This is a genomic window from Opitutus sp. ER46, from assembly GCF_003054705.1.
Lineage (GTDB): Bacteria > Verrucomicrobiota > Verrucomicrobiia > Opitutales > Opitutaceae > ER46.
On the sequence record NZ_QAYX01000024.1, the window covers coordinates 426,106 to 441,986 of the forward strand.

Consider the following 15,881-nt stretch of genomic DNA (forward strand, 5'->3'; position numbering starts at 1 on the left):
GAAACGGGCGGCGGATGTTGTGCACCACCATGCGGCCGGCCGGCCGCGTCTTGGTTGAGCGCTGGACGGGTGGGCCCCGGCTGAGTGCAGGCGGGGATGAGCGTGTGACCGCCAAAGACGCGGGCGAGGCAGGGTGGCAGGTGGACTTCCCCATCAACGGCCGAGCCGCAAAATGGAGTCGACAGGGCCGAGGGCGGACGAGGAGCCTTCTCTCGTGGGTTAGGCTCACTTATAAGCGTGCCATCCGCTCCGGGGGATGTACTTTACGGGCTTGCGTTAGGCTTTGCCCCGCGAGTTTTAACACCCCCTCACGATCACTCCCTCTTTCGCGATGAATTCTGGAGGCTCCTTTTTCTGTTCCTCAATTGGACGCAAGATCCTGATGGCCGTCAGCGGCCTGATGTTGATCGGCTTCGTCGTTGGCCACCTCGTGGGCAATCTTCAGGTCTTCCAAGGCCCGGAGCACCTGAATGGCTACGCCGAGTTCCTCCATACCATGGGGCCGATGCTTTGGGTGGCGCGCATTGGCGTCGTCGCAGCGGTCCTTGTGCACGTCTGGGCGGCCACCGTCCTGACGCTTGAGAATCGAGCGGCCCGCGGCCCTGAGGTCTACGGGTTCAAGCACACCATCCAGGCGACGCTGGCGTCCCGCTCGATGCGGATCACCGGCTACATCGTCGGCGCCTTCCTGCTCTACCATCTGGCGCACTTCACCTGGGGCCTCGCTCAGGTCGACACATTCAAGGACTCCCTGAAGGAGTACCCGCTCGCGACCGACTACCGCGTCGCTGGTTTCGTGGCGGTGAAAGCCGGCACGATCACGAAGGACGTCTACAACATGGTGGTCCTCGGCTTCCAGAACGTGTTTGTCTCCGGCTTCTACATCGTCGCCGTGGGGCTGCTCAGCTTCCACCTCGTGCACGGGTTCGACAGCATGTTCCAGACGTTCGGGCTTCGGTCCGGTCGCTGGGCCCGCGGCCTGCGCCTCGTGTCGATCCTCTTCTGCACGGTGTACTTCCTCGGCAATCTCGCGATGCCGGCTGCGGTGCTGCTCGGCAAGCTGCAGCCTCATACGCCGGCGGTGGCCGCGGCTCACAAGTAAACCTCTCGTCTCACCAGCCCTCTCTCAGTCATGGCCACGCTCGACTCCAAGATTCCTTCCGGCCCGCTCGCCGACAAGTGGACCAAGCACAAGGCGAACATCAAACTCGTCAATCCCGCCAACAAGCGGAAGTACGAGGTGATCGTGGTGGGCGCCGGCCTGGCCGGAGCCTCGGCCGCGGCGACCCTCGCCGAGCTCGGCTATCGCGTTAAGTGCATCGTCTTTCACGATAGCCCGCGGCGCGCGCACTCGATCGCGGCCCAGGGTGGCATTAACGCCGCCAAGAACTACCAGAACGACGGCGACAGCGTGTACCGGCTGTTCTACGACACGATCAAGGGCGGCGACTATCGCTCCCGCGAGGCCAACGTTCATCGCCTCGCTGAAGTCTCCGTCAATATCATCGACCAGTGTGTCGCGCAGGGCGTCCCGTTCGCCCGCGAATACGGCGGCCTCCTCGCGAATCGTTCCTTCGGTGGCGCGCAGGTCAGCCGCACGTTCTACGCCCGCGGCCAGACCGGCCAGCAGCTCCTCCTCGGCGCCTACTCGGCCCTCTCCAAGATGGTCGGCGCCGGCGGCGTTCAGCTTGTTACCCAGCATGAGATGGTCGACCTGGTCGTGGTCAATGGCCACGCCAAGGGCGTCATCACCCGCGATCTCATCACCGGCCAGATCGTCCGCCACTCGGCCGACGCGGTGATCCTGGCGACCGGCGGCTACGGCAACACCTTCAACCTGTCCACCTACGCGCGCGGCTCGAACGCCACCGCGATCTGGCGGGCCTACAAGCGCGGCGCCTGTTTCGCCAACCCGTGCTTCACGCAGATCCATCCGACCTGCATCCCGGTCAGCGGCGACTACCAGTCGAAGCTCACCCTCATGTCCGAGTCGCTCCGCAACGACGGCCGCATCTGGGTGCCGAAGAAGAAGGAAGACTGCGGCAAGGATCCGAACATCATCCCGGAAGCGGATCGCGACTATTATCTCGAGCGCATCTACCCGAGCTTCGGCAACCTGGCGCCTCGTGACGTCTCGTCCCGCGCGGCCAAGCGCATGTGCGATGAGGGCCGCGGCGTCGGCGAGACCGGTCTCGGGGTCTACCTCGACTTCTCGGATGCCATCAAGCGCCTCGGTGAGGACGCCGTGCGCGAGCGCTACGGCAACCTGTTCGACATCTATCACGAGATCACCAACGAGAACGCCTACAAGACGCCGATGCGGATCTATCCGGCGGTGCACTACACCATGGGCGGCCTCTGGGTTGACTATAACCTGATGTCCAATGTCCCCGGTCTGTTCGTGCTCGGCGAAGCCAACTTCTCCGATCACGGCGCGAACCGCCTCGGCGCCTCCGCGCTGATGCAGGGCCTCGCGGACGGCTACTTCGTCATTCCGTACACCGTCGGTGACTACCTCGCCTCCCAGAAGCCGAACTCCAAGCCGTCGACCGACAGCGCCGAGTTCAAGCAGGCCGAAGAGAACGTGGTCGGGATCACCAAGCGCCTCCTGTCCATCAAGGGCAAGGAGACCGTCAATCATTACCACAAACGCCTCGGCCAGATCATGTGGACCGGTTGCGGCATGGCCCGCACGAAGGAAGGCCTCGCCAAGGCCATCCAGGAGATTCCGAAGCTCCGCGAGGAATTCTGGGCCAACGTCAATGTCCCGGGTTCGGGCGACACCCTCAACCAGGCGCTCGAGCGCGCCGGTCGCGTGGCCGACTTCCTCGAGGTCGGCGAACTCATGTGCCGCGACGCGCTCACCCGCGAGGAGAGCTGCGGCGGTCACTTCCGCGAGGAGTACCAGTATCCGGACGGCGAGTGCAAACGTGACGACGAGAAGTTCTCGCATGTCGCCGCCTGGGAATACCAGGGCGAGGGCAAGGCGCCCGTCCGTAACGTGGAACCGCTCAACTACGAATTCGTGAAGATGAGCGTCCGCTCGTACAAATAAGCCCAACCTGCCTTTCCTCCGATGGTCGCCGAAAAAACGAAAAACATTTCCGTCACCCTGCGGGTCTGGCGTCAGGCCGGGCCGAGCGCTCCGGGCAAGTTCGTCGAGTATAAGGCCAGCGACCTTAACCCGAACATGTCGCTGCTTGAGATGCTCGACGTGGTGAATGATGAACTTGAGCGCAAGGGCGAGGATCCGATCGCATTTGCCCACGACTGCCGCGAAGGCATCTGCGGCACGTGCTCGCTCGTCATTGATGGCAAGCCGCATGGCCCGCACCGTGGCATCGCGAGCTGCCAGACGTACATGCGCAGCTTCGCCGACGGCGCGGTCATCACGATCGAGCCGTTCCGCGCCAAGCCCTTCCCGGTTGTCAAGGACCTGATCTCCGATCGCTCGGCCTTCGACAAAATCCAGCAGGCGGGCGGCTTCATCAGCGTGCGCACCGGATCGGCCTGCGATGCCAACGCCATTCCGATTCCGAAGGAAGCTGCGGACATGGCGATGGACGCCGCGTCCTGCATCGGTTGCGGCGCCTGCGTCGCGGCCTGCAAGAACGCCAGCGCGATGCTCTTCGTCTCCGCCAAGGTTTCCCAGCTGGGTCTCCTCCCGCAGGGTCAGGCCGAGCGTGATCGTCGCGTGCTGAACATGGTGGCGAAGATGGATGAGCTTGGCTTCGGTAACTGCACCAACTACTTCGAGTGCAGCGCCGCCTGCCCGAAGCTCATCTCGCACGACTTTATCGCCCGCATGAATCGCGATTACCTCGCGGCCAAGCTGCGCAGCACGTTCGCCCCGAAGCCGGCGGCGACGAGCGGCGGCGCGGCCTGAGGCAGGAAATCCAGTTTTGTAACTCTAAGGCGCAGCGCGAGCTGCGCCTTTTCTGTAACTTTCGGCGGCGGGGCGTGTTTTCCGGACAACACACTCCCACACATGAAAGCTCCCCTTTTCATTTCCGCCGCGTTCACCGCGTTTCTTGTTCTCCCCCTTGATATCACGAGCGCGGTCTCAGTCCTGCTCGTCGCCAGCCTGGCAACGCTGCTGGCTGCCGATTACCCCGCGCGTCGCAGCCTGATGCCGGCCCAGTCGGCGGGCGTCGGGCGAGCGAAACAGCCTTTGCAGTTGGCGGCATAGGTGCCGCCATCGTTCAACCGCGGCTCCCGCGCTCCGGCCTGGGAGCCGCGCAACGTTTATGGCGGGCGGCCCCTGTAGGGAACGTCAGCGCGCCCGCCTTAGTTGCTCGGCACCAGGCCGCGGCGCCTGCGGACCGTGACTAGAACACGGAAAGCGCCTTGGCGCTCTCCAGGAGAACCCAGGCACAGCCGCCGGCCAGCGCCAGCTTGAAGGCCCCGCGCATCAGGCGGCGGCCACGCAGCACGGCATCGTGCAGGTCCGTGTCGAGGGTCTTGCGGTTGCTCTGGTGCATGAAGCTCGCAAACCGCGGGTCGCGGAAGCGGCCACGCGTGTCCCGCCGCAGTCCGAAGCGGATCGCGGGGCGGTGACAAAGATTGAGCAGAAACCTGAGCACAGCCCTCTATCGGCACTTTGGGGTGGTTATTTCAAGATGAAAGCCACTACCGTTCGGCTTTTCACACTTTTTACCTGCCAGTCCCATGCATCACTTCCACTACGCCGGTCCTGATCTGCATTGCGAGTCGGTCGATCTGGCTGCCGTCGCGAAGCTTTATGGCACGCCGACTTACGTCTACAGTGCCACCACGATCGCGGACAACTACCGCCGGCTGCAGCAGGGGTTGGCCGGGCTCGATGTGCAGCTCTGCTATGCGGCGAAGGCCAACTCGAACCTGGCCGTGCTGAAGCACCTCTCGAACTTGGGCGCGGCGTTCGACCTGGTGAGTGGCGGTGAGCTCCGGCGGGTGCTGGCGGCGGGCGGCAACGTGCGGCAGAGCGTGTTCGCCGGCGTCGGCAAGACGGAGGCTGAGATCAAGCTCGCGCTCCAGAACGAGATCTTTGCCTTCCACGTCGAAAGCGAGCCCGAGATGGCCCGCATCAACCACGTCGCGGGCACTCTGGGCGTGAAGGCGCCCATCTCGATCCGCGTGAATCCGGACGTGGATGCGAAGACGCACGCGAAGGTCACCACGGGGAAGAGCGACAACAAGTTCGGCATTCCCCTCAAGTATGCCGCCGCTGCCTACGAGGCCGCCGCGAAATACCCGAATCTGGCGATCAAGGGCGTGCAGATGCACATCGGATCGCAGCTCACGTCGATCGAACCCTTCGTCGAAGCGGTGCAGAAGCTCGCGCCGCTCGCCGCCGACCTGAAGGCGCGCTTCGGCATCAGCTATTTTTCGATCGGTGGTGGCATGGGCATCATTTACCGCGACGCGCTCGCCTCCGGGCAGGCGGCATGGTGGGAGAGCCAACCGGCGGAGACGCGTCCACTGACGCCGGAGTCCTACGGCGCGGCGCTGAAGCCGCTCCTCCAGCCGCTTGGCCTGAAAATCCTCCTCGAGCACGGCCGTTTCCTGGTCGGCAACGCCGGCGTGCTCCTGGCGCGGGTCGAGCACCTGAAGCGCGGCGCCGGGAAGAACTTCCTGATCGTCGACGCGGCGATGAACGATCTGGTGCGCCCCGCGATGTACGACAGCTATCACGAGATTGTCCCGCTGCATCGTGACTCGTCGCGCCGCGCGCTTGTGGCGGATGTCGTGGGGCCGATCTGCGAGAGCGGCGACTGCTTTGCGAAGGACCGCCAGCTTCAGGAGGTGGGGGAGGGTGAACTGATCGCGTTCATGAGCGCGGGTGCCTACGGCCATGTGATGGCCAGCCGCTACAACAGCCGTCCGCTCGCGGCCGAGGTTCTCGTGCAGGGCAGTTCGTTCGAGCTGGTGAATACCCGCGAGACGTTCGAGCACATGATCGCCGGCGAACGTGTCCCGGCGTTTCTCAAGTGATCCGCATGCGCCCCGCGCCGACCGCGCTGCCGCCTTACTCGCGATGAACTTTGTTGTCCTTGGCGCCGGCGCTTGGGGAACCGGCTTTGCGCTGCATCTGCTTCGCGCCGGCCAGCGCGTCGTCCTGGTGCCGCGGCGACCCGAGCAGGCGGGCGTGATGACCGCGAGCCGGGAGAACGCGGATTACCTGCCCGGCATGCCGCTGCCGGATGAGATCGACATCACGGCGGATCTTGGTCGCGCCCTCCGTGACGCCGATGCCGTCCTGCTGGCCTGCCCGGCCCAGGCGCTGCGCGAAACCGCCCGGCGGGCGAGTGCGGCCGCGCCGGCCGACGCGCGAATCCAACTGGTTCTGAGTCTCGCCAAGGGCCTCGAGCTCGGCACCCACCGCCGGCCCTCCGAGGTCATCGCGGAGGCGTGGCCAGGGATCACGGTCGGATCACTGGCGGGCCCGACCAATGCGCTGGGCGTCGCCCGGGGCGACCCCTCTGCGATGGTGCTCGCCACCGCGCGATCGCACGCCGCCGTGGAGGCGGTGCAGGCGGCGATCAGCGGACCGACCTTGCGGGCGTACACGAGCGACGACTTGGCCGGCGTCGAGTTCGGCGGCTGCCTCAAGAACATCTATGCAATCGCCGCCGGCTGCTGTGATGGCCTGCGGCTCGGCGACAACACCAAGGCTGCGCTGCTCACCCGCGCACTCACGGAGATGGTGCGCGTGGGCGTGTCCCTCGGCGCCCGGGCGGAGACCTTTTACGGGCTGAGCGGTTTCGGTGACCTCGTGGCCACGTGCTATGGCAGCTGGAGCCGCAATCGCGAATTTGGCCAGCGGGTGGGGGAGGGCCACGCGGCGGCCGACTTGATCGCCCACCGCCGTACGGTCGTCGAAGGCTACAAGACGGCGGAGGCCTTCGGCGAGCTCTGCCTCGAGCGAGGAATCGATGCTCCGATTCTTCAACAGGTGCGCGCCGTGTTGACCGACGGACGCCGTCCGGCTGATGCGATCTCCGCATTGATGACGCGCGAGCTGAAGCCGGAGCACACCGCGCCGTAGCGCGGTGCCGGCGCCACGAAATCGTCGGGCCGCTTGCGCGCCGCCCGGCGCTGGGTTCATTGGCGCGTTCCCCCCAGCATTCGGCGATGTGATTCGCGCGGCACTGTTCATTCCTTGTCGTCTGATTCGCAAAGCCGGACGGATTCACGAAGGTGCATTCCGCCTTTTCGCGGCGGCGGGCGATGCTTGCCCTGAAACACGGGTTTTCGCGCCAAGGGGTACGTGATTGTCGGTATTGAGTTTCGTCGTACGCCGTCGGTAGATGCGCACATCTTGCGGCTCCCTATTAAACGGGCTAACGATGAATGGGTTGCGGCCGAGGGGGAGAATACCAAAGCTTGCACTGACCTCGGCAATGAATGCGCAGTCAGAGTGCAGCGGATGCGGCATAGTGCGTTGGCCTAGCCAAACCGTATCCGCATTCCCGCTTAACTTAACCCTCCCCGACCATGATCTCTCGGCCTCGATGGACCAAAACCACCCTTATGATTGGAGGCGCGGCAGCATGGGGGTTGCTGCTTGTCTCCTGCGTAATGGTGGATCGCACCGTGGTGGCTCCGCCTCAGATTGCGGGCGCCACATTTGTCGGCACCAAAGAATGTAGCCAATGCCACGAGGACGTGGCGGGCCACTTCGACACTGCCACCCATGCCAAGCTTGCTTTCGCCGACGCGAAGGTGGGCAGCACCGGCTGCGAAGCTTGCCACGGCCCGGGCAGCCTCCACGTGAAGTCCGGCGGCGGGCGGGGCACCATTATCAATCCCGAGAAGTCCCCGGAAACCTGCTTCCAATGTCACAACGACAAGCAGGGCGAGTTCTCGCTCCCGAACAGCCACGCCGTGATGCACGGCAAGATGAGCTGCTCGGACTGCCATGAGCCGCACAAGGGCAACGCCCTCAAGGGCCATGGCGCCACGCTCGAGGCCGAGACCGAGACCTGCACCAAGTGCCACACGTCCCAGAAGGGACCGTTCATCTTCAAGCACAACGCCATGAAGGAGGGCTGCACCTCTTGTCATAACCCGCACGGCTCCGTGAATCAGAAGATGCTCGTGTCGCCCGACGCGAATCTCTGCCTGCGCTGCCACGCCACGGTGTCCACGACGCATGCGATCAACGCCGGCGACCGCGACCATCGTGCGAACATCCAGAACGGCACGTGCTGGGGCCAGGGCTGCCACGAGGCGGTCCACGGCTCAAACTCCAGCGAGGCCCTGCGCTACTAACCCGCAACCAGTCACGCCATGAAAGCGATCTCATCTTTCCTTCCACGCGCCGCTGGCCTGGTTGCCGGTGCGCTCATCGCCGCCTCCGCCGCCTCGGCGGCCGAGGCGGATGCCTTCCCGGCCTTCACCAACAACTACGTCAAGTTCTCGGCGCTCGGCGCCTCCGTCAGCGGTAGCAAGGCCGCCTATCAGGCCCGCACTCAGAATACCAAGGCCGGCGCCGGTGGCATCGAGGACCTGCGTTTCGAGTACGACCTCGGCAAGGCCACGACGCTCCAGATGGATGCTCGTGCGCTCGCCGGCCAGGAGGATTACCTGCTCCAGTTCAAGGTCACCAAGGAGGAGGTCGGTTCCGTTGAAGCCGGGTACAAGACGTTCCGCACGTTCTACGACGGCGCGGGCGGCTTCTTCCCCATCAACAACGCCTGGCTGCCGATCTATCGCCGTCCGCTCTTCGTCGATCGTGGCAAGTTCTTCATCAACGCGACCATCGCGATGCCGAAGGCCCCGGTCTTCACGTTCAAGTACACGAACGAGACGCGCGACGGCCGCAAGGACACCACGATCTGGGGTGACACCGACCTGACCGGCATTCCGATCATGGCCGGCACCGGCGCCTCCAATCCCGTGAGCGCCGTCCGCAAGATCGTTCCCGCCTACATCGATCTCAACGAGCGCAACGAGACGTGGGAGGCCTCCATGCGCCACACGTTCGGCAACACCGAACTCGTGGTCACGTACGGCGGCCAGCGCATCAATAACCAGCAGGCCCGCTCGCTCTACCGTTTCCCCGGTGAACTCCGCACGTACCCATTCCCGACCTACACGGTGCCGACGCAGATCCCGAACAATATCAACAACAACCCGCAGTTCGGGATGTATGCGACGGGCTTCCGGGAGATGAACCATCACGTCGGCGCCGAGTTTGAAACGGCGTTCAACGACAAGGTCACCCTCTTCGGTGGCATCAAGTACCTCACGGCCGAGCATGACATCGACAAGTCGCGCCTGATCTACACCACGCTGTGGACCGCCACGGGCGTCGCCTCCTACTTGGGAGGCACCAACGCTGGCGGCCGTCCGCCGTACACCGTCACGGGCGCGGGCGAGATGAAACAGGACGTCCTGACTGCCAATGCCGGCGTGCGTCTCAAGCCCACCCCGAACCTGTTCGTCGAGGCTAGCCTGCGTGGCGAGCGCCTGAAGGACTCCGGGACCAATGCGGCCAACTTCATTGCCACCTCCGTCGTCCTCGCCACCGGCGTCGCGACCGAGATGACGCCCTCCGGCACGAGCGCGTTCCAGAACAAGGAGACGCCGATCACGCCGACGCTCGATGTCCGCTACACCGGGATCAAGAACCTTGCCCTCTACGGCTCGGCTGAGTTCCGGACCACCGACCAGAACGAGAAGAACACGTACGCCGGGCTGAACGTGAGCACGTCGGGCGGCAAGACCACCGTCAGCGTCTCGCCGACCTACATCGACAAGGATATCGAGGAGCAGCACCTCAACGCGACCGTCGGCGCCAACTGGACGCCCACCCGCCTCCTGAACGTGCGGGCTGAGCTCTTCACGAAGGATCACGAGAACACCTTCACCGGCACCGGCGTCAGCCTGGGCAGCCTCTACGTGCTCAATTACGATATCTACGGCACGAAGCTCACGGGCGTTGTGAAGCCGCTCAATACGCTGACGCTGACCTCCCGCTATATCCTCCAGCGCGGCAAGGCGGCCGTCCTCCATCAGGGCCTCGCCGAAGGCCGCAACGGCAGCGTCACCGGCAACGACTCCATGCGGCATCAGTTCACGGAGTCCGTCGCCTGGAATCCGCGGAAGTCGGTGTACGTGCAGGGCAACGTCAACGTGGTGTTCGACCAGATCAAGACGGTCTACCCGTGGGTCACCGGCCTCGCCCGTGACGTGATTCGCAACACGAACAACAACTATTGGAACAGCGACGTGGTGGTGGGCTTCGTGGTCGATCGCGACACCGACGCCCAGATCCAGGGTACGTACTACCGCGCCGACAACTACGAGCCTGCGATGGCCGCCACGGCTCTCCCGCTCGATGCCAGTACCGACGAGTACACGCTCACGGTTGGCTTCAAGCACAAGCTCAGTCCCAAGACCGTGGTGGGGGTCCGCGTGGGCTACTTCGAGAGCAACAACGATACGCGGGGCGGCTTCGCCAACTTCCGCGGCCCGGTCGGTTACGCGACCCTCGAGCACGCGTTCTAACCCAGGATTTGGTTACCCTCCAAAAATGCCGGCCGCGTGGCTTGTGGGGCCCGCGGCCGGTTCAATTTCCGGCGGTCCGCGGTCGCTTGATCGCGGGCCGCGCCCGTTTCCGCCGGGCGCAAGGTGAGCCGACCGCTGCTGAACCCTAAATCTCTTTCCTCGTCCGCGCCCCGCTCGCAAACGGCGCCCAGCTTTCGTCAACCCATGCGAAGACCAGGGTCGCCGGTCACGTTACGCTAGGTATAACCAAACCCATTACGCCCATGTCGCCTTTCGGGACGGTCTCAGCCGCCATGCGCGGGTCGATGCGCACGCCGCGGTGTGCTTTCGGTGCGTGGCTCCTGGCCAGCTTTCTTCTCGGTACCCTGTCCATCCGCGCGGCCGAGGGCCCCGCGTCCGCGCCGGCTCCCAGCTCCAGCGCGAGCTGCCTCGAGTGCCACAGCGACGAGACGCTTTCGTTCAAGCGCGGCGGCAAGAAGATCTCCCTGTTCGTGGATCAGAAGCAGGCGGCCAAATCGGTGCACGGATCGCTCGAGTGCGTCGATTGCCACGAGAAGTTCGACGGCGATGCGATCCCGCATCGTACGCCGATCGCGCCGGTCGACTGCACCTCCTGCCACGACGACCTCGGCAAAAAGCACGCGTTTCATCCGCGACTCGCCGCGAAGGACATACCCGCGGGCGAAGATACCTCCTGCGTTGCCTGCCACGGCAGCCACGGCATCGCCGCGGCGAAGGCCTCGCCGTTTCTCACGAGCGGCGCCGCCCAGCGCGACGCCTGCGGCAAGTGCCACACCGAGGCGCGCGACCACTTCGTCGCCTCCGCTCATGGGCGCGCCCTTGCCGCTCATGAAAAGAGCGCTCCCGATTGCCTGACCTGCCATCGCGCGCCCGTCGTTGCGGCCCGGGACGCCAAGCCGACGCTCGAACAGAAACTCGCCCAGACCCGCCAGTGCGAATCCTGCCACGTCGACAAACCCGACGTCGCCAGCCACGCGATCCGCGGCACCAAGTTTGTCAGCCTGTTCGAATCGAGCGTCCACGGCGCCGCCCTGCAGAAGGGTGACGCCAAGGCGGCCAACTGCGTGGACTGCCACGGCGCGCACGAAATGAACCGCGCGATGGCCGCCGACGCGCGCATCAACAAGCTCCGCGTCGCCGAGACCTGCGGCCAGTGCCATGAGAAGACCGCGCACGAATTCAAGGACAGCGTCCACGCCGCCGCGCTGAACAAGGGCAATCTCGACTCGGCCACGTGCACCGATTGCCACGGCGAGCACGATATCCTCGGCCGCAAGGACCCCAACTCGCCGGTCCACGCCGCCAATGTCGCCCAGCAGGTCTGTGCCAACTGCCACGCCTCCCTCAAGCTTACCAAGAAGTACGGCATCGCCTCACACACCTTCCAGACCTTCGCCGACAGCTACCACGGGCTTGCGGTGCGCGGCGGCTCGGTCGAGGTCGTGAACTGCGCCAGTTGCCACAGTTCGCACGCGATTCGTTCCCAGGACGATCCCGCCTCCTCCACCAACAAGGCCAATCTGGTGCAGACCTGCGGCCAGTGTCACCCCGGGGCCAATACCCGCTTCGCCGTCGGCAAGGTCCACGTCAGCCCCGAGGCGGCCAAGGGCAGTGATGGCAACGACCCGATTCTCTACATTGTCTCCACGCTCTACATCATCCTGATCGTGGTCGTGGTCGGTGGCATGTTCGTCCACAACCTGCTCGACTTCATCAAGAAGATCCGCCGCAAGCTCGCGATCCAGAAGGGCCTCATCGAGGAGGAGCACGTGGCCCATCGCCTGTACCTGCGCATGACGGCGCACGAGCGCGTCCAGCACGCGATCCTGGTCCTCAGTTTCGTCACCCTGGTGATCACCGGCTTCATGCTCCGCTACCCGGATGCGTGGTGGGTCGTCGCGATCCGCAACCTGAGCACCGAGGCGTTCGAACTGCGCACCTGGTCGCACCGCATCGCCGGCGTGGTCATGATCCTCGCGGGCATCTGGCACATCGGCTACCTGTTCTTCACCAAGCCGGGGCGCTCGCTCCTGCGCGACCTCCTGCCGAAGTGGCGCGACTGCACCGATCCCATCGGCGTGTTGAAGTACAACCTGGGGCTCTCCCCGACGAAGCCCGCCTTCGGCCGCTTCTCCTACATCGAGAAGGCCGAGTACTGGGCCCTCGTCTGGGGCACGATCCTGATGGGCATCACGGGCGCCATCCTCTGGTTCGAGAACACCTCGATGGGCCTCTTCACGAAGCTCGGCTTCGACATCTCGCGCACGGTCCACTTCTACGAGGCCATCCTCGCGACGCTCGCAATCATCGTGTGGCACTTCTACTTCGTCATCTTCAACCCTGACATCTACCCGATGAACCTCTCCTGGCTCACCGGCCGCATGTCGGAGAAGGAAATGCTCGAGGAACACCCGCTCGAGCTCGAGCGGCTGAAGCAGGCCGAAGCGCAGGACGAAAAACCGGAGACGAAGGACAAGCCCTGACCGGCGGCGGCATCGCCCGTCGCTGGTGGTAGCGCGCCTCGCGGCGGCCGGGGGCATCGGCTCGGCTCGTCACGGCGGTCCCTGGGACCGCCGTGCCCGGCCGCATCCTCGCCTGGGCGCAAGGACTGGGTCCAGGACGGCGGTCAACTCCGGGGTTTGCACTGCGCGCCAAACTTGAAAGCGTGGTGGACGCGAAAAATGGCCTCCACTCCTCTGCTCTACGAATCCCACTGCCACACGCCCCTCTGCAAACATGCGACGGGCCTGCCGGTGGAGTATGCGCGCAAGGCGGCTGCGCGCGGCCTCCGTGGCATCATCTTCACCGATCACTGTCCGCTGCCTGACGGGATTTCCGCCCGGGTGCGCATGGCCCCCGAACAATTCGACGAGTACGTCGCGCTCATCGCCCTCGCGCGCGAGGAGATGGCCGGCCAGGTCGACGTTCGGCTCGGGCTCGAGAGCGATTACTATCCCGGCGTCGAGCCCTGGCTCGAGCAACTGCACGAGCGCGTGCCGTTGCACTATGTGATCGGCTCCGTCCATCCGCAGGTGCCGGAGTACCGCGCCCGCTTCTTTCACGGCGACTGGTTCGAGTACCAGACGACGTATTTCCAGCACCTCGCGGAGTCGGCTGAGACCGGGCTGTACGACGCGCTGGCCCACCCGGATTTGGTGAAAAACGAGCAGCCTTCCGCCTGGTCGTACCGCCGGATCGAGCCGGCCATCGAGCGTGCCCTCGATCGCATCGCCCAGACTGGCGTGGCGATGGAACTCAACACCTCCGGCGTGAACAAGGCGCTGCCGGAGATGAACCCGAGCGTTGCCATGCTTACGCTCATGCAGGCGCGGGGCATCCCCGTCGTGCTCGGCGCTGATGCCCACCGACCCGAGCGCGTGGGCGACGGCTACGAGGTGGCGCTCCGCACACTCCGCTCCGTGGGCTACACGGAGGTTCGCTACTTCCTCGAACGCAGGCCGCAGATCGTCGCCATCGACGCGGCCCTCGCGTCGCTGGCTTAGTGGTAGGGCGAAGGCCGGAGGACGGAAGCCGGAGGCCGGACATCAGACGTCGGATGTCAGACGTCAGAGGCCAGAGGCCGGAAGCCAGAAGCCGGAGGCCAGAGGTCAGAAGCCGGAGGCCAGAAGCCAGAAGCCAGAGGCCAGAGGCCGGAAGCCGGACATCAGACGTCGGAAGTCAGATGTCAGACGTCAGAAACAAGCCCGATGCCCGAAACCTTAGGCCGGGCAGAGTGCGTGCGACTGGATGCCGGAGCCGCCCTGAGGAAGGGCGGCACTAGTGGCGTCACTCGCGGCGGCTATTTCTGGATACCGCCGTTGTGGCAGTCGGAGCAGGCGAGCTCGGGGTCGAGTTCGCCGCCGGGGTGCGCGAATTTCAGGCCCTTCGCCGAGAGTAGCTCGAGCGCGGCACCGCTGCCCTGCGCCAGGATGGTGTGGCAGGAGGTGCAATCGCTCGAGCGCACGGCCTGCCCTTGGGCGGTCTTGTGCTTGTCGTCGTGGCAGCGGAAGCAGCCGGGCCAGTCCTTGTGGCCGATGTTGTTCGGGTACACGCGCCAGTCGGCCTTCCGTTCCGGGAAGATCGTCGTCGCGTAGATGGCCTGCAGCTCCGTGATCGTGCTCGCGACCTCGGTCGCGACCTCACGGTCGGGGTATTTGCCGCGGACGAAATCGGCGATCTTCTGCGGCGCCTCGTCGGCGGTCGCGATCTTCGTCTCGGTCAACGCCTGCACCGCGACCTGCTTGATCTTGGGCAGCTTGGCGCTGAGGCGGCCGGCGAACAGTGAACGCTCCACGGCGTCGTTGGCGGTCGGGAAGACGTGGGCCGGCCGGTTGTGGCAATCCATGCAGTCCATGGTGCGGATCTGGTCCGCCGGCGGCTCGCCCTTGAAGTCTGCGGTGCGGAAGACACGCGAGGTGCCGTCCTTCGTGTCCACCACACGCATCCAGGGAATCTCCTGCCGCTTCTCGTCCTTGGCGTAGTATTCGACGCGAGTGCTGGGATTCACGTGCCAGTGGATGCCGCCGGCCGGCGCGCCGGGCTGGCTGGTGTTCACGTGCATCAGCATGCGCACGCTGAAGGGGGTGTTCTTCCGGTCGGAGAGGAAGTGCTCGTAGTTCACGTCGATGTTGCCGTGAAACTTCTCCGGCCAGTGGCACTTTTCGCAGATGTCCTGAGCCGGGCGCAGGTTCTTGATCGGCGTCTCGATCGGCCGCTTGTAGTTGTCCAGCGTGTACGCGATCAGCTGGTGGGTGCCGTTGATCTTCGCCTTCACGAACCACTGGGCGCCGGAGCCGACGTGGCACTCCACGCACTCGACGCGCGCATGCGAGCCGCGGCGGTAGGTCACGTATTCCGGGGCCATCGCCTTGTGGCAGACCTCGCCGCAGAACTGCGTCGACTCCGAGTAGTGATACGTCTGGTAGCTGCCGAAGGCGCTCAGCATGAGAAACGCCACGCCGCCGAACGCGAACGAGATGATCAGCCGCCGCTGCTTCCGATTGGAGAAATCAATCTGCCACCGGTCCGGGCGGTTGGCCGCGTGCTTGATCGCATAGCGGCGCTGCATCCATGCCCCGAGGAACGTCAGGCCGATGCCGCCGATCAGGAAGATCGGTGCGACCACATAGGTGAGAATGCCGAGGTACGGGTTCTTCTCGCCCTGCGAGAAGTCCATCCAGACCAGGAAGGCGAAGGAGAACAGCGCCCCCACGGCGAGCACACCGCCGATGGCGCTGATCCAGTTGTTGAAGACGGAGCGGGGCTTGGCGGGCTGGGCGGGGGCGGTCTCAGGCATGGGAGGGGGCGCAGGTGGTTAAGACAAAACGGCCGGCCCGCCGGTGCGCGGGCCGGGCAGGCTGGCCGAA

At 65.0% G+C, this 15,881-nt stretch carries 12 protein-coding genes; 10 read left to right on the forward strand and 2 right to left on the reverse strand.

Annotation, left to right across the window (positions count from 1 at the left end; genetic code table 11):
• Positions 1–331: 331 nt before the first annotated feature.
• The 4 genes from DB354_RS17075 (at position 332) to DB354_RS17090 (ending at position 4,189) form a co-directional block, all read left to right on the forward strand.
• Complete coding sequence (locus DB354_RS17075; RefSeq protein ID WP_107836844.1) at positions 332–1,102, forward strand: succinate dehydrogenase cytochrome b subunit; 771 nt, start codon at positions 332–334, stop codon at positions 1,100–1,102.
• A gap of 30 nt (positions 1,103–1,132) precedes the next feature.
• Positions 1,133–3,055, forward strand: a complete 1,923-nt coding sequence (locus tag DB354_RS17080; RefSeq protein WP_107836845.1) for a fumarate reductase/succinate dehydrogenase flavoprotein subunit — start codon at positions 1,133–1,135, stop codon at positions 3,053–3,055.
• A 45-nt stretch (positions 3,056–3,100) separates the two neighbouring features.
• On the forward strand, positions 3,101–3,886 hold the full coding sequence (locus DB354_RS17085; RefSeq protein ID WP_343205588.1) for a succinate dehydrogenase/fumarate reductase iron-sulfur subunit: 786 nt from the start codon (positions 3,101–3,103) through the stop codon (positions 3,884–3,886).
• Between the two features lie 102 nt (positions 3,887–3,988).
• Positions 3,989–4,189 (forward strand): hypothetical protein, encoded by a 201-nt coding sequence (locus tag DB354_RS17090; RefSeq protein ID WP_107836847.1) that lies wholly within the window; start codon positions 3,989–3,991, stop codon positions 4,187–4,189.
• A gap of 139 nt (positions 4,190–4,328) precedes the next feature.
• Here DB354_RS17090 and DB354_RS22390 read toward each other — a convergent pair whose 3' ends face one another.
• Positions 4,329–4,481: a hypothetical protein gene (locus DB354_RS22390; protein WP_158277584.1), complete on the reverse strand. Its 153-nt coding sequence runs from the start codon at positions 4,479–4,481 to the stop codon at positions 4,329–4,331.
• 187 nt (positions 4,482–4,668) lie between these two features.
• Here DB354_RS22390 and lysA point away from each other — a divergent pair, with 187 nt between their 5' ends.
• The 6 genes from lysA (at position 4,669) to DB354_RS17125 (ending at position 14,018) form a co-directional block, all read left to right on the forward strand.
• Positions 4,669–5,973, forward strand: a complete 1,305-nt coding sequence (gene lysA / locus DB354_RS17100) for a diaminopimelate decarboxylase (RefSeq protein ID WP_107836849.1) — start codon at positions 4,669–4,671, stop codon at positions 5,971–5,973.
• A 43-nt stretch (positions 5,974–6,016) separates the two neighbouring features.
• On the forward strand, positions 6,017–7,027 hold the full coding sequence (locus DB354_RS17105; protein ID WP_107836850.1) for an NAD(P)H-dependent glycerol-3-phosphate dehydrogenase: 1,011 nt from the start codon (positions 6,017–6,019) through the stop codon (positions 7,025–7,027).
• 533 nt (positions 7,028–7,560) lie between these two features.
• Complete coding sequence (locus DB354_RS17110; RefSeq protein ID WP_158277585.1) at positions 7,561–8,253, forward strand: cytochrome c3 family protein; 693 nt, start codon at positions 7,561–7,563, stop codon at positions 8,251–8,253.
• A gap of 18 nt (positions 8,254–8,271) precedes the next feature.
• Complete coding sequence (locus tag DB354_RS17115) at positions 8,272–10,494, forward strand: hypothetical protein (RefSeq protein ID WP_107836852.1); 2,223 nt, start codon at positions 8,272–8,274, stop codon at positions 10,492–10,494.
• Positions 10,495–10,757: 263 nt separating this feature from the next.
• On the forward strand, positions 10,758–12,998 hold the full coding sequence (locus DB354_RS17120) for a cytochrome c3 family protein (protein ID WP_107836853.1): 2,241 nt from the start codon (positions 10,758–10,760) through the stop codon (positions 12,996–12,998).
• 198 nt (positions 12,999–13,196) lie between these two features.
• A complete protein-coding gene (locus DB354_RS17125) occupies positions 13,197–14,018 on the forward strand; it encodes a histidinol-phosphatase (protein ID WP_107836854.1) in 822 nt (273 codons plus the stop codon).
• 296 nt (positions 14,019–14,314) lie between these two features.
• On the opposite strand, the gene DB354_RS17130 is transcribed toward DB354_RS17125, so the two are convergent.
• A complete protein-coding gene (locus DB354_RS17130) occupies positions 14,315–15,811 on the reverse strand; it encodes a NapC/NirT family cytochrome c (RefSeq protein WP_107836855.1) in 1,497 nt (498 codons plus the stop codon).
• Positions 15,812–15,881: the final 70 nt, after the last annotated feature.